Source organism: Enterobacter soli ATCC BAA-2102 (assembly GCF_001654845.1).
Classification (GTDB): Bacteria; Pseudomonadota; Gammaproteobacteria; order Enterobacterales; family Enterobacteriaceae; genus Enterobacter; species Enterobacter soli.
The window spans coordinates 51,601-76,558 of record NZ_LXES01000002.1; the positions used below are offsets into that span (position 1 = coordinate 51,601).

Annotated in this window: 24 protein-coding genes and 5 tRNA genes; 11 read left to right on the forward strand and 18 right to left on the reverse strand. The window is 54.1% G+C overall.

Annotated elements, in window-relative coordinates; genetic code table 11:
- Positions 1-64: 64 nt before the first annotated feature.
- The 17 genes from gshA to mltB all read right to left on the reverse strand — a co-directional run bounded on the left by gshA (position 65) and on the right by mltB (position 13,176).
- On the reverse strand, positions 65-1,609 hold the full coding sequence (gshA, locus tag M987_RS00480) for a glutamate--cysteine ligase (protein WP_014071485.1): 1,545 nt from the start codon (positions 1,607-1,609) through the stop codon (positions 65-67).
- Positions 1,610-1,692: 83 nt separating this feature from the next.
- The gene (locus M987_RS00485; RefSeq protein ID WP_064555818.1) at positions 1,693-2,121 is read right to left on the reverse strand and encodes a YqaA family protein; all 429 of its coding nucleotides are present in this window, start codon (positions 2,119-2,121) and stop codon (positions 1,693-1,695) included.
- Positions 2,118-2,684 (reverse strand): fructose-1-phosphate/6-phosphogluconate phosphatase, encoded by a 567-nt coding sequence (yqaB, locus tag M987_RS00490; protein ID WP_014071487.1) that lies wholly within the window; start codon positions 2,682-2,684, stop codon positions 2,118-2,120. Before yqaB ends, M987_RS00485 begins: the two co-directional genes overlap by 4 nt.
- A 249-nt stretch (positions 2,685-2,933) precedes the next feature.
- Positions 2,934-3,010 (reverse strand) — tRNA-Arg (locus M987_RS00495).
- Between the two features lie 63 nt (positions 3,011-3,073).
- Positions 3,074-3,150, reverse strand: a tRNA-Arg gene (locus M987_RS00500).
- A gap of 63 nt (positions 3,151-3,213) precedes the next feature.
- A tRNA-Arg gene (locus M987_RS00505) sits at positions 3,214-3,290 on the reverse strand.
- A gap of 64 nt (positions 3,291-3,354) precedes the next feature.
- Positions 3,355-3,431, reverse strand: a tRNA-Arg gene (locus M987_RS00510).
- 4 nt (positions 3,432-3,435) lie between these two features.
- Positions 3,436-3,528: transfer RNA gene (locus M987_RS00515), tRNA-Ser, on the reverse strand.
- Between the two features lie 342 nt (positions 3,529-3,870).
- Complete coding sequence (csrA, locus tag M987_RS00520; protein ID WP_000906486.1) at positions 3,871-4,056, reverse strand: carbon storage regulator CsrA; 186 nt, start codon at positions 4,054-4,056, stop codon at positions 3,871-3,873.
- 241 nt (positions 4,057-4,297) lie between these two features.
- On the reverse strand, positions 4,298-6,925 hold the full coding sequence (gene alaS, locus M987_RS00525) for an alanine--tRNA ligase (protein ID WP_014071488.1): 2,628 nt from the start codon (positions 6,923-6,925) through the stop codon (positions 4,298-4,300).
- A 131-nt stretch (positions 6,926-7,056) separates the two neighbouring features.
- The gene (recX, locus tag M987_RS00530) at positions 7,057-7,557 is read right to left on the reverse strand and encodes a recombination regulator RecX (RefSeq protein ID WP_014071489.1); all 501 of its coding nucleotides are present in this window, start codon (positions 7,555-7,557) and stop codon (positions 7,057-7,059) included.
- Between the two features lie 68 nt (positions 7,558-7,625).
- Positions 7,626-8,684 (reverse strand): recombinase RecA, encoded by a 1,059-nt coding sequence (gene recA, locus M987_RS00535; RefSeq protein WP_014071490.1) that lies wholly within the window; start codon positions 8,682-8,684, stop codon positions 7,626-7,628.
- Positions 8,685-8,775: 91 nt separating this feature from the next.
- Positions 8,776-9,273, reverse strand: coding sequence for a nicotinamide-nucleotide amidase (gene pncC / locus M987_RS00540; RefSeq protein WP_014071491.1), 498 nt, complete (start codon positions 9,271-9,273; stop codon positions 8,776-8,778).
- Between the two features lie 130 nt (positions 9,274-9,403).
- Entirely contained in the window at positions 9,404-10,282 is an 879-nt protein-coding gene (locus M987_RS00545; protein ID WP_014071492.1) for a metal ABC transporter substrate-binding protein, read from the reverse strand.
- 14 nt (positions 10,283-10,296) lie between these two features.
- Complete coding sequence (locus M987_RS00550; protein WP_014071493.1) at positions 10,297-11,157, reverse strand: metal ABC transporter permease; 861 nt, start codon at positions 11,155-11,157, stop codon at positions 10,297-10,299.
- A complete protein-coding gene (locus tag M987_RS00555) occupies positions 11,154-11,807 on the reverse strand; it encodes a metal ABC transporter ATP-binding protein (RefSeq protein ID WP_014071494.1) in 654 nt (217 codons plus the stop codon). Before M987_RS00555 ends, M987_RS00550 begins: the two co-directional genes overlap by 4 nt.
- A 268-nt stretch (positions 11,808-12,075) precedes the next feature.
- Positions 12,076-13,176, reverse strand: coding sequence for a lytic murein transglycosylase B (gene mltB / locus M987_RS00560; protein WP_168162138.1), 1,101 nt, complete (start codon positions 13,174-13,176; stop codon positions 12,076-12,078).
- Positions 13,177-13,449: 273 nt separating this feature from the next.
- Between mltB and srlA the strand changes: the two genes are divergently transcribed.
- The 7 genes from srlA (at position 13,450) to gutQ (ending at position 18,373) form a co-directional block, all read left to right on the forward strand.
- The gene (gene srlA, locus M987_RS00565) at positions 13,450-14,013 is read left to right on the forward strand and encodes a PTS glucitol/sorbitol transporter subunit IIC (RefSeq protein ID WP_014071496.1); all 564 of its coding nucleotides are present in this window, start codon (positions 13,450-13,452) and stop codon (positions 14,011-14,013) included.
- Complete coding sequence (gene srlE, locus M987_RS00570; RefSeq protein ID WP_014071497.1) at positions 14,010-14,981, forward strand: PTS glucitol/sorbitol transporter subunit IIB; 972 nt, start codon at positions 14,010-14,012, stop codon at positions 14,979-14,981. The genes srlA and srlE overlap by 4 nt, the downstream gene beginning before the upstream one ends.
- 12 nt (positions 14,982-14,993) lie before the next feature.
- Complete coding sequence (srlB, locus tag M987_RS00575) at positions 14,994-15,356, forward strand: PTS glucitol/sorbitol transporter subunit IIA (RefSeq protein ID WP_014071498.1); 363 nt, start codon at positions 14,994-14,996, stop codon at positions 15,354-15,356.
- 15 nt (positions 15,357-15,371) lie between these two features.
- Positions 15,372-16,151 (forward strand): sorbitol-6-phosphate dehydrogenase, encoded by a 780-nt coding sequence (gene srlD / locus M987_RS00580; RefSeq protein ID WP_014071499.1) that lies wholly within the window; start codon positions 15,372-15,374, stop codon positions 16,149-16,151.
- 67 nt (positions 16,152-16,218) lie between these two features.
- The gene (gene gutM, locus M987_RS00585; RefSeq protein WP_014071500.1) at positions 16,219-16,578 is read left to right on the forward strand and encodes a transcriptional regulator GutM; all 360 of its coding nucleotides are present in this window, start codon (positions 16,219-16,221) and stop codon (positions 16,576-16,578) included.
- Between the two features lie 63 nt (positions 16,579-16,641).
- Complete coding sequence (gene srlR / locus M987_RS00590; protein ID WP_014071501.1) at positions 16,642-17,415, forward strand: glucitol operon DNA-binding transcriptional repressor SrlR; 774 nt, start codon at positions 16,642-16,644, stop codon at positions 17,413-17,415.
- On the forward strand, positions 17,408-18,373 hold the full coding sequence (gutQ, locus tag M987_RS00595; RefSeq protein ID WP_014071502.1) for an arabinose-5-phosphate isomerase GutQ: 966 nt from the start codon (positions 17,408-17,410) through the stop codon (positions 18,371-18,373). The genes srlR and gutQ overlap by 8 nt, the downstream gene beginning before the upstream one ends.
- Here the strand turns inward: gutQ and norR are convergent.
- On the reverse strand, positions 18,370-19,884 hold the full coding sequence (norR, locus tag M987_RS00600; RefSeq protein ID WP_014071503.1) for a nitric oxide reductase transcriptional regulator NorR: 1,515 nt from the start codon (positions 19,882-19,884) through the stop codon (positions 18,370-18,372). The two genes, gutQ and norR, sit on opposite strands and share 4 nt — an antisense overlap.
- Before the next feature lie 186 nt (positions 19,885-20,070).
- On the opposite strand from norR, the gene norV reads away from it, so the two are divergent.
- The 4 genes from norV to nagE all read left to right on the forward strand — a co-directional run bounded on the left by norV (position 20,071) and on the right by nagE (position 24,822).
- Positions 20,071-21,519: an anaerobic nitric oxide reductase flavorubredoxin gene (norV, locus tag M987_RS00605; protein ID WP_014071504.1), complete on the forward strand. Its 1,449-nt coding sequence runs from the start codon at positions 20,071-20,073 to the stop codon at positions 21,517-21,519.
- Positions 21,516-22,649, forward strand: a complete 1,134-nt coding sequence (gene norW / locus M987_RS00610) for an NADH:flavorubredoxin reductase NorW (protein WP_014071505.1) — start codon at positions 21,516-21,518, stop codon at positions 22,647-22,649. The genes norV and norW overlap by 4 nt, the downstream gene beginning before the upstream one ends.
- Positions 22,650-22,893: 244 nt before the next feature.
- A complete protein-coding gene (locus M987_RS24875; protein WP_014071507.1) occupies positions 22,894-23,052 on the forward strand; it encodes a hypothetical protein in 159 nt (52 codons plus the stop codon).
- Between the two features lie 279 nt (positions 23,053-23,331).
- Entirely contained in the window at positions 23,332-24,822 is a 1,491-nt protein-coding gene (gene nagE / locus M987_RS00615; RefSeq protein ID WP_014071508.1) for an N-acetylglucosamine-specific PTS transporter subunit IIBC, read from the forward strand.
- Positions 24,823-24,958 lie beyond the last annotated feature (136 nt).

Sequence of the window (24,958 nt, forward strand, 5' to 3'; positions counted from 1 at the left end):
ATCATCATCCCTGAATTCAGAGATGTATATTTTGGCCACAGCGATGTGGCCTTTTTCTTTTGTGTCAGGCGTTCTTCGCCAGAAATGCGTCAAACGACTCAGTATCTGCCGCTTCCACCTCTTTCTGACGCACCAGTGATGCTTCCCGCTCGGCAACAAATTCCGCTTCGCTCAGGATCTCTAATGGTTCCTGCCGCAACATTTCACGGTATTCTGCACCCAGCGCGCGTCCTGTACCACCAATGCCCTGATCAATCATAGAACGCAGAATACGCGCAGAGAACGTCAGTTCTGGGTTATCAAAGCTTTCAACCAGTTGCTCGCACACTTTCTGATACTCATCACCGCCGTAGACGCTATCCATCGTCTGCGCGACGCGCTTCAGGTCACGGAACAGATCTTTACCCACTTTAGCCAGCGGGAATTGCGCCGTTTCACAGCCGATACCCAGCGTCAGGCCCGGCTTGCGCCCTTCCAGAATCACGCGATTCCAGTTAGTACGGGTACAAAGCAGTTCGTCAGAACTCATTTCCGGCGCATCCGCCAGCACGCACCAGACCATAAACAGATCGAGGAAGCGAACCTGCTGCTCATCCACGCCAATTGGCGAGAACGGGTTGATGTCCAGTGAACGCACTTCGATGTATTCGATCCCGCCACGCTGCAATGCATCAGACGGCGTTTCACCGCTTCGCGTCACGCGTTTAGGACGAATTGGCGCATACAGTTCGTTCTCAATCTGTAGAACATTACTGTTGATTTGCAGGCGCTTACCGTCTTTTTCGAGGCCGATTTTTTCGTACTCTTCCGACGGCGTTTTGATCGCCCGCTTCAATCCTGCCACATACTCATGCAATTCGTTAAACGTAATACCGAGATTGCTTTGCGATTTATTGGTATAGCCAAGGTCGCTCAGGCGCAGGGACGTTGCGTACGGTAAATAGTACATCCCGCATTCGGTCTTCTCGAACGGCAATGTGGTCGGCTTCCCTTGCAGGAACGACGAGCAAATTGCCGGCGAAGCACCAAACAGATAAGGAATGACCCAGCCAAAACGGTAATAGTTGCGGATCAGGCGGAAATAGCCCGCTGAAATCGCTTCTTTGTCCGTTTCACCACACTTTGCCTGCCAGAAAGCCATCGGCAGAGAGAAATTGTAGTGCACGCCGGAGATAGTCTGCATCAGCGCGCCGTAGCGGTTTTTCAGCCCTTCGCGATACAGCGTTTTCAGACGGCCAATATTTGAGGTGCCGTACTGAGCAAGCTCAATCTCCTGACCCTGCTCGATATAGCACGGCATACTGAGTGGCCACATACGCTCATCACCCAGGTTACGGGCGGTATAACGATGAACGTCACGCAACAGCTTCAGCATATGATCGATATCGTCATCTACTGGAGTAATAAACTCCAGCAGCGCTTCAGCGAAATCAGTTGTGATCCATTTATGTGTCAGCGCCGAGCCCAACACCTGTGGGTGGCCCGTGGTCGCTAAGCTACCATCTGCGTTTACACGCAGCGTTTCTCGCTCAAGACCACGCTGAATACCCTTCAGAGCCTGAGGGTGGTTTTCCAGCCAGGCCAGCGCCTGTGATACGTCCGGGATCAAATTGACCTCCCGCCTGTCAAAGTAATGTTACTCAGCATAATTGTAATGGTTGACGATTGAAGGTCGCGTATTCATTCCACCAATTAGTGCCACCACGTCATACCCTGTAGTGTTACCCATGCCACGAGAACATAGCGCAACGCCTTGCCAAGGCACAAAAAAAAGAGCACCGGCCCCCAGGAGATGCGCATCCATCCCGCCAGCAGGCACAGCAAATCACCTATTACAGGCATCCAGCTTAATAACAGCGTGGCAGCGCCATAGCGTTTTAGCCAGCTAACTGCCTTTTCCTGCCAGCGCGATTTTTCACGCAGCGGAAAGAAACGCCCAAGAATAACGTTAGTCAGCCCTCCAAGGCTATTACCCATTGTTGCTATTAATACCAGCAACCACGGCTGACTCACTCCCGATAACAGCATGGCGACCAGCACAACCTCGGAATTACCCGGTAGAAGTGTGGCGCTTAAAAAACTGCTGGCGAATAGTGACGAAAGTGACAGCAGGTCACTCACAGAAGACGGACATCCACTGCATCCATGCCAGCATCGCGTGCGGCTTGCAGACCAAAATCTGCATCTTCAAAAACAACGCATTTAGCCGCAGGCACACCCATTAGCTCTGCACAAAGCAGAAAGGTGTCCGGTGCGGGTTTGTGGTTTTTAACATGATCGGCGGCAACCACAGCAGAAAAATAGTGACGCAAGCCAAGATGGCTGAGTAGCGCCTCTGCGATTGCACTTTCACTGCCCGTCCCGACCGACATAGGGCGACGCCCATGCCACTCTTTCACCACATCAATTAAGGGCAAAGGACGAACCGTGTCTAAAAGCATGGCTTTCACTGCATCTGTTTTTTCACGCGCGAGCTGGTGCGGGTCGAGATCGGCCTGATTCAGTTCAATCACCGCCTCGGCAATGCGCCAGGTGGGGGAACCGTTGAGGGCAACCATAGACTGCAAGTCGAAACGCATCCCGTATCGGCCCAGAACTTCAGTCCAGGCTTTGCGGTGTGTGGGTTCGGTATCCAGGATGGTGCCATCCATATCGAAGATCAAACCGTCATACTGTGCGTACATCGTGCTCTCGCTAAACGATTAACAAGACATTACTTTATCGTAAACGGTGGTTTTTGTCGCTGACAGAGAGAATGATTACTGACGGAACGTCGAAGGAATAAACAAAGAGGGGATAATGGTGCATCCGGGAGGATTACTCGGCTTACGCCTCGCCCTACCGGCCGTTGCTGAAGCAACGTTATCCTCCCTGGTGCTTGCGATTTGCTCGCAAACCTTAAAACAACAGTATTGCTGTTATCTCGGAGAATATGGTGCATCCGGGAGGATTCGAACCTCCGACCGCTCGGTTCGTAGCCGAGTACTCTATCCAGCTGAGCTACGGATGCATCGGGATTTACTACTGTACTACTCGATACTCATATCACTTCTAAGCAATATGAAGTAATAGATGGTGCATCCGGGAGGATTCGAACCTCCGACCGCTCGGTTCGTAGCCGAGTACTCTATCCAGCTGAGCTACGGATGCATCAGGATTTACTGCTGTACTGCTCGATACTCATATCACTTCTAAGCAATATGAAGTAATAGATGGTGCATCCGGGAGGATTCGAACCTCCGACCGCTCGGTTCGTAGCCGAGTACTCTATCCAGCTGAGCTACGGATGCATCAGGATTTACTACTGTACTACTCGATACTCATATCACTTCGAAAGCAATATGAAGTAATAGATGGTGCATCCGGGAGGATTCGAACCTCCGACCGCTCGGTTCGTAGCCGAGTACTCTATCCAGCTGAGCTACGGATGCAAAATGGCGGTGAGGCGGGGATTCGAACCCCGGATGCAGCTTTTGACCGCATACTCCCTTAGCAGGGGAGCGCCTTCAGCCTCTCGGCCACCTCACCACACAACGCCTCTTTCGAGTGCTTCGAGTAACTCGTTAAGAGCTTCTCGTCGCTGCGTGGCGCATATATTACTTTCTGGGACTTATAAGTCAAACAATTTTCCACATGCTTTTATCGTTTGCACAAATCACACGCAATTCGCATGTAAAAGCCGCAAAGAGGGTGTTTTATAAGCGGATTTTGCAGGGTTCTGCGCAGTATTCATGAGGCATAGCGCCGCTATTGGTAAGAGATAAGGCAAAGAGAAAGGCGAAAAAGCGAGCAGTTGAAATCGAATGGTAACTTTAGGCAGGAAGAATGTCTGGAAGGTTGCGTCTCGCCAGACAGCGAGACGCGATAATATCAGTAACTGGACTGCTGGGATTTTTCAGCCTGGATACGCTGGTAGATCTCTTCACGGTGGACAGATACTTCTTTAGGGGCGTTTACGCCGATGCGTACCTGGTTGCCCTTCACCCCTAAAACTGTCACGGTGACCTCATCCCCAATCATGAGGGTCTCACCAACTCGACGAGTCAGAATCAGCATTCTTTGCTCCTTGAAAGATTAAAAGAGTCGGGTCTCTTGTATCCCGGCATTATCCATCATATAACGCCAAAAAGTAAGCGATGACAAACACGTAAAGTGTAAGCAGTCACGGCATCACATTCTGTTAAACGTAAGTTTAGCCGATATACACAAACTCAACCTGACTTTATCGTTATCGATAGCGTAGTGAACAAGACGCCATAACGTTGCCGCCATGACGTCTGCTTACGCTTTGTAATTATTACAGTTTTGCGCTTACCCAGCTTTCAACGCTGGCCAATGCCGCAGGAAGTGCCGCTGCATCCGTACCACCGGCTTGCGCCATGTCTGGACGACCACCACCCTTGCCACCCACCTGCTGGGCGACCATACCAACCAGTTCCCCTGCTTTAACGCGGTCAGTCACATCCTTAGAGACGCCCGCAATCAGAGAAACCTTACCTTCTGCCACTGTCGCCAGAACGATAACCGTTGAACCGAGCTGGTTCTTCAGATCGTCGACCATAGTGCGAAGCATCTTAGGCTCAACGCCTGCCAGGTCACTGACCAGCAGTTTGACGCCTTTAATCTCTACCGCTTTGCTGGAGAGGTTTGCACTTTCCTGCGCAGCTGCTTGTTCTTTCAGCTGTTGCAGTTCTTTTTCCAGTTGACGCGTGCGATCCAGCGCAACACGCACTTTCTCGCCCAGGTTCTGGCTATCGCCTTTCAGCAACTGTGCAATATCATGCAACTGGTCGCTCTGCGCGTGCAGGCTGGCAATTGCACCTTCGCCGGTAACCGCTTCGATACGACGAACACCCGCCGCAGTACCAGACTCAGACACGATACGGAACAGACCGATATCACCGGTGCGCGCAGCGTGAGTACCACCGCACAGTTCGGTAGAGAAATCGCCCATGCTCAGTACGCGAACACGTTCGTCATATTTCTCGCCAAACAGCGCCATAGCGCCTTTTTTCTTCGCCGCATCGAGATCCATGATATTGGTTTCGATGGCCAGGTTACGACGGATCTGCGCATTCACCAGATCTTCAACCGCGCGGATTTCGGACGGTTTCATCGCTTCAAAATGCGAGAAGTCGAAACGCAGCACTTTATCGTTAACCAGTGAACCTTTCTGCGCAACGTGCGTACCCAGAACATCACGCAGTGCGGCGTGCATCAGGTGCGTAGCGGAGTGGTTCAGACGAATGCGCGCACGGCGTGCTTCGTCAACGTTCGCCTGAACGCCCTCGCCTACTTTCAGTGAACCGGAAACCAGTTTGCCCTGGTGTCCAATTGCCTGACCGTATTTCTGAGTGTCAGTCACGCTGAAGCTAAAGCCGTCGCCTTTCAGTTCGCCTTTATCGCCAACCTGACCGCCAGATTCAGCATAGAACGGCGTTTTGTCCAGAATAACCACGGCGTCCTGGCCCGCGCTGATGCTGTCTACGGATTTACCGTCAACAAACAGGGCAGTCACTTTGCCGGTCAGTTCCAGATTGTCGTAGCCTTTGAACTCGGACGCGCCATCAACGCGGATCATCGCGTTGTAGTCAGCGCCAAAACCGCTGGACTCGCGCGCACGACGGCGCTGCTCTTCCATGGCGGCTTCGAAGCCCGCTTCGTCAACTTTGATGTTGCGCTCGCGGCAAACGTCAGCCGTCAGGTCAACCGGGAAGCCGTAGGTATCGTACAGACGGAAAGCAGTTTCGCCATCCAGTGTGTCGCCCTTAAGTTTCGCCAGCTCTTCGTCCAGCAGCGCCAGGCCGCGTTCCAGAGTACGTGCAAACTGCTCTTCTTCGGTTTTCAGAACATGCTCAACCTGCGACTGCTGGCGTTTCAGTTCGTCACCTGCCGCACCCATCACGCTTACCAGAGGGCCAACAAGTTTATAGAAGAAGGTGTCCTTCGCGCCCAGCATGTTGCCGTGACGAATCGCACGACGAATGATACGGCGCAGCACGTAGCCACGGTTTTCATTCGACGGGATCACGCCATCAGCAATCAGGAACGCACAGGAACGAATATGGTCTGCAATTACGCGCAGCGATTTATTGCTCAGATCGGTCGCACCGGTCACTTCCGCCACGGACTTAATCAGCGTGTGGAACAGGTCGATGTCATAGTTGGAGTTAACGTGTTGCAGAACCGCTGCAATACGCTCCAGGCCCATACCGGTATCAACTGACGGTTTCGGCAGTGGTTCCATCGTGCCATCGGCCTGACGGTTGAACTGCATGAAGACGATGTTCCAGATCTCAATGTAGCGATCGCCATCTTCTTCCGGGCTTCCTGGAGGGCCGCCCCAGATGTGGTCGCCGTGATCGTAGAAGATTTCGGTGCATGGGCCGCAAGGACCGGTATCACCCATCTGCCAGAAGTTGTCAGACGCGTATGGCGCGCCCTTGTTATCACCGATGCGAATAATACGTTCGCGCGGGATACCCACTTCTTTTTCCCAGATTTCGTAGGCTTCGTCATCGGTTTCATAGACGGTAACCCACAGACGCTCTTTCGGCAGCTTGAACCAGTTTTCACCGGTCAGCAGTTCCCACGCGTACTGGATAGCATCGTGTTTGAAGTAGTCGCCGAAGCTGAAGTTACCCAGCATTTCGAAGAAGGTGTGGTGACGTGCAGTGTAACCGACGTTTTCCAGGTCATTATGTTTACCGCCCGCACGCACACAACGCTGTGAGGTTGTCGCACGGGAATAATTACGCTTGTCGAGACCAAGGAACACATCCTTGAACTGGTTCATCCCGGCGTTGGTAAACAGTAAAGTCGGGTCGTTATTCGGTACCAGGGAGCTGCTGGCAACAACCTGGTGTCCTTTACTATGGAAAAAATCGAGAAACGCCTGACGGATCTCAGCGGTGCTCTTGCTCATAATTATCCTGAAATCAAGCTAACGAAATGTCGCAGCCAGTCTGTACCTGTAATCAGTTGGACAGACCAGCTACTGGAAAAAGTGGGAATAAGATAAGTTTTCTTGGGAGGGAAGTAAAATCCCTCATGCGTTCAATCGGCAAAATTACGCCATATATCCTGAATATCTTCCATCAGGAAGCCGCGATAGAGCAAAAAGCGCTGGATTTTAACTTTTTCTGCAAACTCACGCGGCAGTGGCTCGCCGTATTTGCGAATTGCCTGATCTCTCGCGAGTTCTCCCCACGCGATATCACATTCGCGCATGGCCTTTTCGCTTGATTCACGCGCGATCCCTTTTTGGTTAAGCTCCTGGCGAATACGCGCAGGGCCGTAGCCTTTACGGCTGCGGCTGGCGATAAACCGTGCGACAAAGCGGTCATCATCCAGATACTGATGCTCATAGCACCAGGCTATAACCCGGTCGTAATCTTCCGCCGTGGCATCTATCTCTTCAGGACCATTTTTACCCATCACCGGGGCTGCGAGTTTACGCCGTAACTCTTGCTCGCTGTGGTCGCGCACGGCCAGAATACGCACCGCCCGATCCAGTAAGCGAGCATAGGCAGGGCGGCGAGTTGTGGGTTCGGTCATACAAAACCTGCTGGTTCAGAAATGCAAAAAGGGCCGCATTCGCAGCCCTTCATTTTTAAACGAGAGAATTAAAAGTCTTCGTTAGTTTCTTCAACGTCCGCGCCATCAACCGCGAAATCAGGCGTTGAATCCTGGTTATTCAGCAGCAGCTCACGAACTTTCTTCTCAATTTCTTTCGCCGCAGCCGGGTTATCTTTCAGCCAGGAGATTGCATTCGCTTTACCCTGACCAATCTTGTCGCCGTTGTAGCTGTACCAGGCGCCCGCTTTTTCAATCAGCTTCTCTTTCACGCCCAGGTCAACCAGTTCGCCGAAGAAGTTGATACCTTCACCATAGAGGATCTGGAATTCAGCTTGTTTGAACGGTGCAGCGATTTTGTTCTTCACAACCTTCACGCGGGTTTCGCTACCGACCACGTTCTCGCCCTCTTTCACCGCGCCGATACGACGGATATCAAGACGGACAGAGGCGTAGAATTTCAGCGCGTTACCACCGGTGGTGGTTTCCGGGTTACCGAACATCACACCAATTTTCATACGGATCTGGTTGATGAAGATAAGCAGCGTGTTGGATTGCTTCAGGTTACCTGCCAGCTTACGCATTGCCTGGCTCATCATACGTGCCGCGAGGCCCATGTGAGAGTCACCGATTTCGCCTTCGATTTCCGCTTTTGGCGTCAATGCAGCAACGGAATCGACCACGATAACGTCAACAGCACCGGAACGAGCCAGCGCGTCGCAAATTTCCAGCGCCTGCTCACCTGTGTCTGGCTGAGAACACAGCAGGTTGTCGATATCAACACCCAGCTTACGGGCATAGACCGGGTCCAGCGCGTGCTCGGCATCGATAAACGCACAGGTTTTACCTTCGCGCTGTGCAGCTGCAATAACCTGTAAGGTCAGGGTCGTTTTACCGGAGGATTCTGGCCCGTAGATTTCTACGATACGGCCCATTGGCAAACCGCCAGCGCCCAGTGCGATATCCAGAGAAAGCGAACCGGTGGAGATAGTTTCCACGTCCATGGAACGGTCTTCACCCAGGCGCATGATGGAGCCTTTACCGAATTGCTTTTCGATCTGGCCCAGTGCTGCCGCCAACGCTTTCTGTTTGTTCTCGTCGATAGCCATTATTACTCCTGTCATACAGTAAATACGTTTACGTATTTACCGGGGTGAATTCTGTTCTGTTGGTGCAATTATACTGTATGGTCATACAGTATCAAGTATTTTGTAGAAATTGTTGCCAGAGCGTTTTTAACGCATATTCCGTTGCCTGACGACGCACGCTTTCGCGATCGCCGCTAAAGCATTCACGGCGGGTGATCCCCTCGCCTTTCGAGGTTGCAAAACCAAACCACACGGTGCCAACGGGTTTTACATCGCTGCCGCCGTCCGGCCCGGCAATGCCGCTGATCGAAATGGCATAATCTGCCCGTGCTGCTTTAAGGGCACCAATGGCCATTTCGATCACCACCGGCTCACTGACTGCGCCATGCTGTTCGAGCGTGGATTCACGCACACCAATCATCTGTGCCTTCGCTTCATTACTGTAGGTCACAAAGCTACGCTCAAACCAGGCGGAACTGCCCGCAATATCCGTAATCACTTTCGCTACCCAGCCGCCAGTACAGGACTCAGCCGTTGTTACTGTCGCACCGCGCTGCTTTAACGCCAGCCCTACCACTTCGCTAAGCTGCATCAATTCATGGTCAGTCATTATCGCTCCAGGCCTTTGAAAAACGTGCAGCACAAGATAACACTTTCTCGTCGGATATGGGGATGAGGTTCAGGTTTTACGAGGGGGCTTCAGAAAAAAGCCGATGCGGACGCACCGGCTTCGGGGGTTCTTATTTCATGCTGTCGGCGATGGTATCAACATTGTGGCGAAACGCCTTAACGTAGGTATCCGCTACACCACCTTTTGCCGACAGCGCTTCAGGGTAGAGTTCGCCTCCTGGTTGCGCGCCTGTCGCACTGGCAATCTGTTTCACCAGCCGTGGATCGAGCTGGTTTTCCATAAACCAGGTTTTCACGCCATCGGCTTTTATCTGGTTGATAATCTCAGCCACCTGCGCCGCACTGGCTTCGCTCTCGGACGACAGTCCTTGCGGAGCCATAAACGTCACACCGTAGGCGCGGCTGAAATAGCCAAAGGCATCATGGCTGGTCAGCACTTTGCGCTTTTCCTGCGGGATCTGGCTAAAGCGTGATTTGGCCCAGCTATCCAGTTGGGTCAGTTGTGCGATATACGGCTTGCCGGTGCCTTCCAGTGCAGCTTTATCTTCCGGGTCGGCCTTCACCAGCCCATTCAGAATATTTTGCGCATACAAAGCACCGTTCGCCGCGCTGTTCCACGCATGTGGATCCGTCACGGTTTTCCCGTCTTCTTCCAGCGTGTGTGTTTTCACACCGGCCGATGCCACTACCAGTTGGCCTTTAAAACCAGAGGCCTTCACCAGACGGTCAAGCCATCCCTCCAGCCCCAGGCCGTTCACCACTACCACATCAGCCTTGCTCAGCGCGGCGCTGTCTTTGGGTGACGGCTCAAAGGTGTGCGGGTCACCATCCGGCCCCACCAGCGTTGTCACGTTTACGTTTTTGCCGCCGACTTCCTGGGTGATATCTCCCAGGATCGAAAAGCTGGTCACCACATTGAGCGTTTTCGCCATCACAGTGTGCGACATCATTCCGAGCGCGAGCGCCACGACTAACCCTGTACGTTTCATTTTTTCCCCTTGCGTTAAAAAAGCGCGCGCAGACTGCCAGCCAGCCTGCTGCGCGTGCCAAATAAAACCGAAATAAAAAACAGCGCACTGGCGGTCAGTACGATGGAGGGCCCGGCGGGTAAACTCACCGCCCAGGAGAGACTTAACCCCAACCATGCGCAAAAAATACCGCTAATACCGGCCATCAGGAGCAACCCTGGCAACGTACGTACCCAGCAGCGCGCCGCTACCGCAGGCAGCATCATCAGCCCGACCGCCATCAGCGTGCCGAGCACCTGAAAACCAGCCACCAGATTGAGTACCAGAAGAGCGAGAAACAGGCCGTGCAACAGGCCTGGCAGCCAGCGGACGTTAACCTGCAACCAGGCGGTGTCGAAGGCTTCCGTCACCAGGCCACGATAAAAAACAGCCAGCGTAATCAGGGTGAAGATGCACACGCCCGCCACGAACATCGCTGCGTCGTTATCCACCGCCAGAATGGAGCCAAACAGCAAATGCAGCAGGTCAACGTTTGAACCGCGCAGCGACACCAGCGTGACGCCCAATGCCAGCGAGCCAAGATAAAAACCGGCAAAACTGGCATCTTCTTTCAGCGGTGTGCGGCGGCTGACCAGGCCAGCCACCAGCGCCACCACGATCCCGGCGATAAAACCGCCGAGACTCATCGCCAACAGTGACATCCCGCTCAGTAAGTACCCCACCGCCACACCGGGCAAAATCGCGTGTGACAAGGCATCGCCCATCAGGCTCATGCGACGTAACAGAAGAAAGACCCCGAGCGCCGTGGTGCTGACAGACAGCGCAAGGCACACCACCAGCGCGCGGCGCATAAAGCCGTACTCAATGAACGGCTGGAAAAAGAGATGCCAGATCATGCCACCCTCACCCGTTCGGTTTGAAATAAAGGGATCTCAGAATCCAGCCGTAACGTTTGCGGGAAGTGGCGCGCCACGCGCTCGCTGTCGTGCAGCACCGCCAGTAGCGTTTGCCCCTGCTGGTACATCTCCAGCATTAGCGACATCAGCACGTTGCAGGTTGCTTCATCAACGCCGGTAAAGGGTTCATCAAGCATCACCAGCGGGGCCTGCTGTACTAAAACGCGGGCAAATAACATTCGCTGAAACTGGCCGCCAGAAAGTTCATCAATAGTGGAATGCGCCATCGACTCCAGCCCCACCCGCTCAAGCGCGCTGGCGACACGTAGCCGCGCTCCCCGCCGTAATCCGGCCAGCAGCGAGATCCCCGGCCAGCAGCCCATGCTGACAACGTCCTGCACGGTGAGCGGAAATTGGGCTTCAAGGGCATGACGCTGCGCAAGCCAGCCGATCACCGGGCGTTTACCCGGCCAGTGAAAGCGGCCACTCACCGGCGGGATAAACCCGGCAAGCGTTTTCAATAACGTCGATTTCCCACAGCCGTTGGCACCGACAATGGCGGTCATGCTCCCGCGTTCAATGACGCCGGTAATGGCCCGGGTGACCGGCTGGCGTTCATAGCCCGCAGTCAGTTGATTCATAACGATCATGGCAAGGCCACCGCCCAGCGCACGGCCAGCCCGATAAAGACAATAAGCACCAACGCCAGCAGAAATCGCGTCAGTGCGGAAAGGGAGAGAAAGGACGTTGACATCTCAGCACCACATCAAATGTTATAACATAACAATAATGAAAGATAATTAAGATGTAAATGGGAGAAATAAAAGGGAGTGTGGCGAAATGTTTCTGCGGGAAATAGATGCGCGCGGATGCCCTCACCCCAGCCCTCTCCCACAGGGAGAGGGTGAATAAGATGACTTACTGACTAAACGGAGACGCCGCTGGCGTACGCGCTTGGGATACCGCCAGCCCCAACTGCCACACCGCCATTGCATAATGGGTGCTGTGGTTATAACGGGTAATGGTGTAGAAGTTCGGCAGCCCGTACCAGTACTGATACCCCGTACCAATATCCAGACGCAGCAGGCTCGCCTGTTGTGCATTACCCAGCGATTGCGTTGGCGTTAAGCCCGCCGCTGCCAGCTGCGAAATGCTGTAGTTGGTTTTGAAGCCATTTTCCAGGCCCGGAGCCTGACCATTCGCCTGCACGGCAACCTGGCCGCCCTGTACCCAACCGTGCGCTTTGAAGTAGTTTGCCACGCTGCCGATGGCATCCACCGGATCCCACAGGTTGATGTGACCATCACCGTTAAAGTCGACGGCGTACTGTTTATAGGAAGACGGCATAAACTGGCCATAACCCATTGCCCCGGCAAACGACCCTTTTAGATCCAGCGGATCGTCCTGCTCGTTACGCGCCATCAACAGGAAGGTTTCCAGCTCAGATGAGAAGTATTCGGCACGACGCGGATAGTTAAAGGAGAGCGTTGCCAGCGCATCCAGAATGCGGGTTTTACCCATCACGCGACCCCAGCGGGTTTCAACGCCAATGATCCCGACGATGATTTCAGGCGGCACGCCATACACCTGCCACGCGCGGTTCAGGGCATCTTCATACTGGTTCCAGAACACCACGCCATTTTGCACGTTGTCCGGGGTAATAAACTGTTTGCGATAGCGCAGCCATGCGCCATTCGGCCCGGTCGGCACCTGTGCGGTAGGGGCTTGTCTGTCCATCAGACGCAGCACGTAATCCAGACGTTTTGCCTGGGAGAGGATCTCATGCAGCTGCTGTCTGTCAAAACCGTGTTTGCTCACCATTTTATCGATGAACTGCTCGGCCGCCGGGTTATTCGCGAAGTCGCCGCCCATCTGCATCGTGTTGTGCTGAGGCTCCAGCAAGAATCCCCCTGAAGGCGCACCAGCTGTGGGCTGAGCGGTTTCAGTTTTAGGTTTGCTACTACAGGCAGAAAGCAGAATAAGCGCAGGTAACAGCGCTGCATAACGACGCTTGAACATGGGACATCCATTTAACGAGTTCGACAAGATGCCAGTATGGTAAAGCATCCCCGACTCCTCAAGGAAGCGGTACTCGCTCCCACCGCCAAATCTTTACGCTCCCCAACGCAAATCTGCGCTTTTTTCAACCAAAACAGCTTTCACTTGCCCATTAACTTTCAAAATAATACATTTTTCTTTCATTGTGAGATCTGATTAACACTTTAAAACCTTTCAAAGTGATTATTATTAGCCGCAGTTATACAAAAACAAGAAGCCCCACAGGAGAGAAGAATGATAGATACCATCACCCACGGCGCCGAGTGGTTCATCGGGCTATTTCAGAAAGGCGGAGAAGTGTTTACCGGCATGGTGACCGGGATCCTGCCGCTGCTGATAAGCCTGCTGGTTATCATGAACGCGCTGATTAACTTTATCGGCCAGAAACGCATTGAACGCTTTGCCCAGCGCTGCGCCGGGAATCCGTTATCCCGTTACCTTGTCCTGCCCTTCATCGGCACCTTCGTGTTCTGCAACCCAATGACCTTAAGCCTCGGCCGCTTTATGCCAGAGAAATACAAGCCGAGTTATTACGCCGCCGCATCCTATAGCTGCCACTCGATGAACGGCCTGTTCCCGCACATCAACCCCGGCGAACTGTTTGTTTACCTCGGTATTGCCAGCGGCCTGACGACGCTTGGCCTGCCGCTCGGCCCGCTGGCGGTGAGCTATTTGCTGGTTGGCCTGGTCACTAACTTCTTCCGTGGCTGGGTGACCGACCTCACCACAGCAATTTTCGAGAAAAAAATGGGCATTCAGCTTGAACAAAACGTCCAGCTTTCAGGAGCCACAGCATGAGCCGTATTCGTATTGAAAAAGGAACGGGCGGCTGGGGCGGCCCACTGGAACTCGACGCCACGCCGGGTAAAAAGATTGTTTACATCACCGCGGGAACACGCCCGGCCATTGTCGACAGACTACGTGAATTGACCGGCTGGGAAGCGGTAGACGGTTTCAAAGAAGGCGAGCCGCCAGAGTCCGAAATCGGCGTTGCCGTTATCGACTGCGGCGGCACCTTGCGCTGCGGCATTTACCCAAAGCGCCGTATCCCGACCGTAAATATCCACTCAACCGGGAAATCCGGCCCGCTGGCGCAATACATCGTTGAAGACATTTATGTTTCCGGCGTGAAAGAAGACAACATTCGTCTGGCTGATGGTGCAGCAGCCCCGCAGAAAACAGAGGCGAAAGCGGCGCCGCGCGATTACGACACCAGCAAGAAAATCACCGAGCAGAGCGACGGCCTGCTGGCAAAAGTCGGGATGGGGATGGGCTCGGCAGTAGCGGTGCTGTTCCAGTCCGGGCGCGACACCATCGACACCGTGCTGAAAACCATCCTGCCGTTTATGGCATTCGTTTCGGCGCTGATCGGCATCATCATGGCATCAGGTCTGGGCGACTGGATTGCCCACGGTCTTGCCCCGCTTGCCAGCCATCCGCTTGGGCTGGTGACGCTTGCGCTGATCTGCTCCTTCCCGCTGCTGTCGCCGTTCCTCGGCCCAGGCGCGGTGATTGCGCAGGTGATCGGCGTGCTGATTGGCGTGCAAATTGGTCTGGGCAATATTCCCCCACACCTTGCCCTGCCCGCCCTGTTTGCCATTAACGCCCAGGCGGCGTGTGACTTTATCCCGGTTGGACTTTCGCTTGCCGAAGCGCGCCAGGACACCGTGCGCGTTGGCGTGCCATCGGTTCTGGTGAGCCGCTTCCTGACGGGTGCACCGACGGTGCTGATTGCCTGGTTTGTCTCTGGATTTATTTATCAATAAGAGGTTCCTGTGATGACCGTGATTTACCAAACCACCATTACCCGCATCGGCCAGAGCGCGGCCGATGCGCTCAGCGACCAGATGCTGATTACCTTTCGCGAAGGCGCACCGGCGGATATCGAAGAGTTCTGTTTTATTCACTGTCACGGCGAGCTGAACGGTGAACTTAAGCCCGGCAGCCAGCTGGAGCTAGGTGAAACACGTTATGCCGTGACAGCCGTTGGCGATGTGGCGGAACAAAATCTGCGTGAACTGGGGCATATCACCCTGCGGTTCGACGGCCAGCCGCAGGCGGAATATCCCGGCACTGTTCATGTGGATGGCCCTGTTCCGCAGGCTGTTACCCCGGGCTGCACATTAAAATTTGTTGCGTAATTTAAGGAGAGAAATATGAGTCAGGTTGCCGTTGTCATTGGTGGGGGACAAACCTTAGGAGAGTTCCTCTGCCGTGGGCTTGCCGCAGAAGGTTACCGCGTGGCGGTTGTCGATATTCAGAGTGAAAAAGCCGCCCGCGTGGCGGACACCATTAATACCGAATTTGGTGAAGGGATGGCGTACGGGTTTGGCGCCGATGCCACCAGCGAGCAGAGCGTAATGGCGCTTGCCCGCGGCGTGGACGAAATTTTTGGCCGGACTGACCTACTGGTTTACAGCGCCGGGATAGCCAAAGCGGCGTTTATCAGCGACTTTGCGCTGGGCGATTTCGACCGCTCCTTGCAGGTGAATCTGGTGGGCTATTTCCTTTGTGCTCGCGAGTTTTCTCGCCTGATGATCCGCGACGGTATTCAGGGGCGCATCATCCAAATCAACTCAAAATCCGGCAAAGTGGGCAGTAAACACAACTCGGGTTACAGTGCAGCCAAATTTGGTGGTGTAGGGCTGACGCAATCTCTGGCGCTGGATCTCGCCGAGTACGGGATCACCGTGCACTCACTGATGCTGGGCAACCTGCTGAAATCACCGATGTTCCAGTCCCTGTTGCCACAGTATGCCACCAAGCTTGGGATTAACGCAGATGAGGTAGAGCAGTATTACATCGATAAAGTGCCGCTGAAGCGCGGCTGCGATTATCAGGACGTGCTGAATATGCTGCTGTTCTACGCCAGCCCGAAAGCCTCTTATTGCACCGGACAGTCGATTAATGTGACCGGTGGGCAGGTGATGTTCTGATCGAGCGGCCTGATGCCCTCACCCTAACCCTCTCCCACAGGGAGAGGGAACACAACAAGGAGCCAACATGGTAACCGCACTCATCACCGTCGCCGCTATCTCCTGGGTCTGCCAGATGGCGTTTGGCGGCTGGCAAATTCATCGGTTCAACCGCGCGTTTGATGCATTGTGTCAGAAAGGCCGCGTGGGTGTCGGGCGCTCTGGCGGGCGCTTCAAACCGCGCGTGGTCGTGGCGATAGCGCTGGATGAACACGACAATGTCTGCGATTCGCTCATTATGCGCGGGATAACGGTTTTTGCCCGACCGGCGAAAATCCAGGCAATTAACGGCAAATCGTTGCAGGAATTGCAGCCTGATGTGATCTTTCCCCATGATTCACTCTGTCAGAATGCACTATCATTAGCGCTTAATCTGAAACATGGATAATTTCGTTGTGAACGCTATAAGCTTGCGAAATTATCATTTTGCAACTTAAGGAACAGAGCGCCTATGAAACCACGTCAGCGGCAGGCGGCCATTCTGGAGCATCTGCAAAAGCAGGGAAAATGCTCGGTAGAGGAACTGGCGCACTACTTTGACACCACCGGCACAACGATACGCAAAGACCTGGTGTTGCTCGAAAACTCCGGTGCCGTCATCCGCACCTACGGCGGAGTGATGCTCAATAAAGACGAAGCCGATCCCCCTATCGACCACAAAACGCTGATCAATACCCACCAGAAAGCGCTGATTGCCGAAGCTGCCGTGAAATTTATCCACGATGGCGACTCTATCATCCTGGATGCTGGCAGCACGGTATTGCAGATGATCCCGATGCTCAGCCGCTTTAACAACATCACCGTGATGACCAACAGCTTGCATATCGTCAACGCCCTGTCGGAGAATGACTGCGAGCAAACCATCCTGATGCCAGGCGGGACGTTCCGTAAAAAATCGGCCTCATTTCACGGCCAGCTGGCCGAGAATGCCTTCGACCACTTCAGCTTTGATAAACTGTTTATGGGGACGGATGGCATCGACCTGAACGCCGGGGTGACCACGTTTAATGAAGTGTTCAGCGTCAGCAAAGCCATGTGTAACGCTGCACGGGAAGTGATTTTGATGGCGGACTCGTCAAAGTTTGGCCGTAAAAGCCCCAATATTGTGTGCAGCCTTGAAAGTGTCGATAAGCTGATTACCGATGCGGGCATCGATCCGGCGTTTAAGAAAGCGCTGGAAGAGAAAGGAATCGACGTTATCGTAACCGGAGACAAAGATGAGTGATTTTCTGTTAAACGCTGGCCGCCAGACCTTGCTACTCGAATTACAGGAAGCGAGCCGCCTGCCAGATCGCCTGGGCGATGATTTTGTCCGTGCGGCGAACACCATCATTCAGTGTGAAGGCAAAGTGATCGTCTCCGGTATGGGCAAATCCGGCCATATCGGTAAGAAGATTGCCGCCACGCTTGCGAGTACCGGAACACCTGCGTTCTTTGTTCATCCGGCAGAAGCGCTGCACGGCGATCTGGGGATGATTGAAAGCCGCGACGTGATGCTGTTTATCTCCTACTCCGGCTCGGCAAAAGAGCTGGATCTCATCATTCCGCGCTTGCAGGAAAAAGCCGTTGCCCTGCTGGCAATGACCGGAAAATCCCGCTCGCCACTGGCGCTGGCGGCAAAAGCGGTACTGGATGTTTCCGTAGAGCGTGAAGCCTGCCCGATGCACCTTGCCCCTACTTCCAGCACCGTAAATACCCTGATGATGGGCGATGCGCTGGCGATGGCGGTTATGCAGGCGCGCGGCTTTAATGAAGAAGATTTTGCTCGCTCTCACCCGGCAGGCGCACTGGGCGCACGGCTGCTCAATAAAGTGCACCATCTGATGCGCACCGACGATGCCATTCCACAGGTCACACTGGATACCAGCGTAATGGACGCGATGCTGGAGCTGAGCCGTACCGGGCTTGGGCTGGTTGCCGTCTGCGATAACGGCGGTTTTGTGAAAGGCGTCTTTACCGACGGCGACCTGCGTCGCTGGCTGGTCGGCGGCGGCAAGCTGGAATCGCAGGTTTCTGAAGCGATGACCCAGGGCGGGCTAACGCTGAACGCAGAAAGCCGCGCCATCGAAGCCAAAGAGGTGCTGATGAAGCGCAAAATCACTGCCGCCCCGGTGGTGGATGAGAGCGGCAAGCTGTGCGGTGCAATCAACCTGCAAGATTTCTATCAGGCCGGGATCATCTAGCCTTTCAGACCCAGACGTTTCGCCAGCCGGTGCAGGTTGGCGACGTCCGTTTCCAGCGCCCGCGCGCACGCCGCCCAGCTGCGGTTATTCTGCTCCAGCGCGCGGGTAATCATCTGCCGCTGAAACTCTTCCGTTGCTTCACGCAGGTTCTCGTGACTGATTTCCGGGATGTCCTGCGTCACAACAGGCGTGGTTTCATCATGCAGCGCAAAGTGACGCGCGTGGATCACCACTTCATCTCCTGAACGCGTAGCCCGCGCCAGCACGACCGCACGGTGGATGGCATGTTCCAGCTCGCGCACATTGCCCGGCCAGCCGTAACTCAACAGATGTGTTCTCGCCCCGGGGCTTAACACCACGCGGGAAAGCCCCATTCGCAGGCGGCACTGTTCACAGAAGTAACCTGCCAGCAGAACCACATCCTCACCACGCTCGCGCAGCGCCGGTACGGAAAGTGGAAAAACGCTCAGGCGATGGAACAGATCGGCGCGGAAATTCCCGGCCAGCACCTCTTCACGCAGGTCGCGGTTGGTCGCCGCCAGCACGCGCACGTCCACCCTTAAGCTGCGATCGTCCCCCACGCGCTGAATATCGCCATACTGCAACACGCGCAGCAGTTTGGCCTGTAACGACAAAGACAGTTCGCCAATCTCGTCGAGGAACAACGTGCCGTTATCCGCCATTTCGAACTTACCGCTGCGGTTACTGATGGCTCCGGTAAACGCCCCTTTGACGTGACCAAACAGCTCACTTTCCGCCACGCTTTCCGGTAGTGCAGCGCAGTTGAGGTACACCAGTGGGTTCACCGCGCGCGGAGAGGCTTCGTGAATCGACTTTGCCACCAGCTCTTTACCGGTGCCGGTTTCACCGAAAATCAGCACGTTCAAATCAGATGCCGCCACAATGTCGATCTCTTTTTTGAGCTGCATCATACCCGGTGAAAGGCCGATCATCTCGGTGTGGGTCACCTGTTCAAACGCCGCCGGGCTTCCCGGCAGAATGTTCTGGCTCTCCAGCTGTTCAATCAACAGTGCATTGTTCAGAGCGCCGGACGCCAGGGCCGCAATCAGCCGCAGCTCTTCGTCGCTAAAGGTATCGAACTGATCCGGTGACATACCATCGAGCGTCAGGGCGCCAATCAGGTTCTGCCCGGCAAACAGCGGCAGGCCGATACAGGCGTGTACTTTGAGACTCTCCTGCCCCGGGATCAGCCCATCATAGGGATCAGGCAAGTCACTGTCGGCAGGGAAACGTACCACATCACCCGCACGGGCGATGGTTTCCAGGCGCGGATGGCCTTCCAGCGTAAAGCGGCGCCCCAGCACATCCTGGGCCAGGCCGTCGATAGCCAGCGGAATAAACTGCCGCCCTTCGTAACGCAGCAGCGCCGAGGCATCACATTCCAGCACATCGCGCAGCGTGGAAATCAGCCGCTGAAATCGGTCCTGATGACCAATACCGGTTTGCAGTTCAATGGCGATCTTCGCCAGTACGTTCACAGAAAAGCTCATTCCGACCTCGCTGTCATTTTGACAATACATAGTGTCATATTGACAGCTTTTAAGATAGTCATAATGACTACTCATTATGGATAATAAATAATTAAATTTTTATAAATCAATCAGATAAAAAGTTGGCACACAACTTGATATAGCTAAAACATCTTATTTGAAAACGCCGTATTAATTGAGGTTGCTATGTCTATTCTGGTTAAAAATAACATTCATTGGGTTGGCCAACGTGACTGGGAAGTGCGTGATTTCCACGGGACTGAATACAAAACGCTGCGCGGCAGCAGCTACAACAGCTATCTCATCCGTGAAGGTAAAAACATTCTGATCGATACCGTCGATCACAAATTCAGCCGCGAGTTCGTGCAGAACCTGCGTAGCGAAATCGATCTGGATGCTATCGACTACATCATTATCAACCATGCAGAAGAAGACCACGCCGGTGCGCTGACCGAGTTGATGTCTTACATCCCGAATACCCCGATTTACTGCACCACCAATGCTATCGACTCAATCAACGGCCATCACCACCACCCGGAGTGGAACTTCCACACCGTGAAAACGGGTGACTCACTGGATATCGGTAACGGCAAGCAGCTGATCTTCGTTGAAACGCCCATGCTGCACTGGCCGGACAGCATGATGACCTACATGACCGGCGACGCGGTATTGTTCAGCAACGATGCCTTCGGCCAGCACTACTGTGACGAACGCCTGTTCAATGATGAAGTCGATCAGACCGAACTGTTCGAGCAGTGCCAGCGCTACTACGCCAACATCCTGACGCCATTCAGCCGTCTGGTAACGCCAAAAATCACCGAGATCCTCGGCTTCAATCTGCCAGTGGACATGATTGCCACCTCTCATGGCGTGGTGTGGCGTGAAAACCCAACCCAGATCGTTGAGCTGTATCTGAAATGGGCGGCGGATTATCAGGAAGATCGCATCACGATTTTCTACGACACCATGTCCAACAACACCCGCATGATGGCGGATGCGATTGCCCAGGGTATCAACGAAGTTGACCCGAACGTGGCGGTGAAAATCTTCAACGTTGCCCGCAGCGATAAAAACGACATCCTCACCAACGTGTTCCGTTCCAAAGGCGTGCTGGTGGGGACTTCCACCATGAACAACGTGATGATGCCGAAAATCGCCGGTCTGGTGGAAGAGATGACAGGTCTGCGTTTCCGTAACAAACGCGCCAGCGCTTTTGGTTCACACGGCTGGAGCGGCGGCGCGGTTGACCGCCTGTCTACCCGCTTGCAGGACGCCGGTTTTGAGATGTCCATGAGCCTGAAAGCCAAATGGCGTCCGGATATCGATGCACTGGAAATCTGCCGCCAGCATGGTCGCGAGATTGCACGTCAGTGGGCGCTTGCTCCACTGCCAGACGCCACGGTCAAAACCCCCGAACAGCAGGAAGCCTGCGCCTGTGCGGCTGCCGCGGCGGCAAATCTCGGCCCGCGGATGCAGTGCAGCGTTTGCCAGTGGATTTACGACCCGGAACTGGGCGAACCGTTGCAGGACGTCGCACCTGGCACACCGTGGAGCGATGTCCCGGACAACTTCCTGTGCCCTGAATGTTCACTGGGTAAAGACGTCTTTGACGAACTGGGTACGGAGGCAAAATGAACAACGGGATCGTGATCATCGGCTCGGGCTTTGCCGCCCGCCAACTGGTGAAAAATATCCGCAAACAGGACGCGAACGTGCCGCTGACGCTTATCGCCGCCGACAGCATGGACGAGTATAACAAGCCGGATTTAAGCCATGTCATTAGCCAGAATCAGCGTGCAGAAGATCTCACCCGCCAGACGGCGGGAGAGTTCGCGGAGCAATTTAACCTGCGCCTGTTTCCCTACACCTGGGTGACGGATATCGATGCCGCCGCGCATGTCGTGAAGAGCCAGGATAAAACCTGGCAGTACGACAAGCTGGTGCTGGCAACAGGTGCGGCTGCTTTTGTCCCACCGATTGAAGGTCGCGAACTGATGGTGACGCTGAACAGCCAGCAGGAATATCAGGCGAACGAAACACGGCTGCGGGACGCACAGCGGGTGATGATTGTCGGCGGTGGCCTGATTGGTACCGAGCTGGCGATGGATTTTTGCCGCGCCGGGAAAGCGGTCACCCTGGTTGACCATGCCGCGAGCATCCTTTCCGCACTGATGCCAGCAGAAGTGAGCAGCCGCTTACAACACCGGTTGACCGATATGGGCGTGCATCTGCTACTGAAATCTCAGCTGCAAGGTCTGAGCAAAACCGAAAGCGGCATCCGCGCCACGCTTGATCGTCAGCGCAGCGTAGAGGTCGACGTGGTGATTGCCGCAACCGGCCTGCGCCCGGAAACCGCGCTTGCCCACCGTGCGGGCGCAGAAACAAATCGCGGCGTGAAGGTCGACAGCTACCTGCAAACCACACAGCCGGATATTTATGCCCTGGGTGACTGCGCAGAGATCAACGGACAGGTATTGCCTTTCCTGCAACCTATTCAGCTCAGCGCCATGTATCTGGCAAAAAATCTGCTCGGGACCAGTGCACCGCTGAAATTACCCGCCATGCTGGTGAAGGTAAAAACGCCTGAATTGCCGCTGCATCTGGCTGGCGAAACCCAGCGACAGGATTTGAACTGGCAGCTGACCATTGAGCCGCAGGGCATGGTGGCCCGCGGCGCTGACAATGACGGGCAGCTACGTGCCTTTGTGGTTAGTGAAGATCGGATGAAGGAGGCTTTCGCACTGTTGAAATCGCTGCCCGCTTAGCTTTCAGCCTGCTACCACGCTTACTTAACCTTAGGATTTTATTATCCGCAGCCCCGATGTCCCGGGGCTTTTTTTTGCGCATCCTATTCGCCATATAAATACAAAAAAGATAAATCATGGTTTACAGTCCTTTGTTTATTACACTCATCAATATATAAATGCGGAACACCTGAAAAACAGCACCCTGTTTTATTCCCTGTTCCCGGCATAGTCTACTCCTGTATTCACTTACCGGAGACATCACATGGCTGCTTTTACAAAAGAACTCAACTATCTTGCCACCTATTTTAAACAGGCAAAGCAAAAAGAACGCATATTATTTCGCTGGCTTTATCTTAGCCCGGAAGCGCGGATTGAACGCCTGCGGGAACTGATGATGCCGGTGAGCAATAATAAACGGTGACGCCCTGCGATGTAACCTATACACGACCTGCTAACCCCGCAAGCGTGTTCTGGCATTGCGCAACCGGGGAAGCGGGCAGGCTCGCCGCCCATATTTTATAGCAGTAAAACCGGAACTAATTATTTATCACTTCATTGTTTATATAGAAAAACACCCACAACAAAAATCAACCTAAAATTAATTTACCTCACATCACATTTTTATTTCTTACGCTTTCACATTAAAATAAAAGCTGTTATTTTTCGAAGTGAATTAAGTCATCTTTTCGGAACACACTCTATGAACGCATTTAGCTATTTACAGCGTCTGGGCAAAGCCCTGATGCTGCCTATCGCAACCTTGCCCGTTGCAGCAATATTATTACGACTGGGTCAGCCCGATGTCTTTAATATTCCGTTTATCGCCAGCGCGGGCGGCGGCATTTTTGACAGCCTGCCGCTGCTGTTTGCTCTGGGGATTGCCATCGGTCTGGCAAAAGACAACGCGGGCGCGGCGGCACTGGCGGGGGCCGTGGGTTTCCTGGTTCTGACCAAAGCCACAGCAGTGATTAACTCGTCAATTAACATGTCATTTTTTGCCGGGATTATCGCAGGCGTAGTGGCAGGCCACTGTTATAACCGCTTCAGCGACACAAAACTGCCTGACTTCCTCGCCTTCTTTGCCGGTAAACGCCTGGTGCCGATCATGACCGGGCTTATCTGCCTGCTTATCGCCTGGGTTTGCGGTTACGTTTGGCCTTCCGTACAACACGGAATTGATACCTTTAGTCTGCTGGTTTCCCGCAGCGGTGAGCCTGGCTGGTTTATCTACGGCGTGCTTAACCGCGCGTTAATTCCCTTCGGCCTGCACTACATTCTGCACTCGGTCTTCTGGTTCAGCCTGGGCGACTGCCTGAAGGTAACCTATGACGCGGCAAGCGCAGTACATAACATCTGCCTGGCGCCGGACGTGGTGAAAGGCCTGGTGGTTGGCGGTGCAGTACCGGGGATCGATGGCTCCAGCATTACGCAGATTGCCACTGACCTGACCCGTGGCGACCTTAACCGCTTCTTCGCCGGCGACCCACACGCAGGCGTATACATGGCATGGGCATACCCCATCTTTATGGGCGGCCTGCCTGGCGCTGCGCTGGCAATGTACTTTGCTGCACCAAAAGCGCGTCGCTCCGCAGTAGGCGGGATGTTGCTTTCGGTGGCGCTGACGGCATTCCTGACCGGGATAACCGAGCCTATCGAGTTCTCCTTCCTGTTCCTCGCCCCAGCGCTGTATGCCCTTCACGCGGTGCTGGCGGGCGTGAGCATGGTCATTGCCAACAGTCTGGGCGTACTGCATGGCTTTGGTTTCTCGGCAGGTCTCATCGACTTTGTGCTGAACTGGGGGCTGGCCACTAAACCGTGGATCCTGATCCCACTGATTGCCCTGTTCTTTGTTATCTACTTTGTGGTGTTCAGCTTTGCCATTCGTTTCTTTAAGCTGAAAACACCAGGCCGTGAAGAAGATGAAACCGTGGCAGGTGAATCAGACGATCAGCATGAGGCAATCGCGCAGTACATCGCCGCACTTGGCGGTAAAGATAACCTGAAAATGGTTGATGCCTGCATCACCCGTCTGCGTTTAACCCTGGGTGATAACAGCGTGCTTGATGAGCCAGCGCTAAAAGCGCTGGGGGCAAAAGGCATTCTGAAAATGGGGACTCAGAACGCACAGGTGATTCTGGGGCCACAGGCTGAAAGTATTGCGCTAAAAATCAGGGCGCAGCTCGATAGCTAACGCGATATCCGTTTTCCCTCTCCTCGTTGAGGAGAGGGTGAATGTGCCAGAAAGACAAAACCGGAACACTTTACTTAACCAGACCTTATTTATTCCGCAAAACACCCTACACTCTCAGCATCCCTTTTTGTCAGCG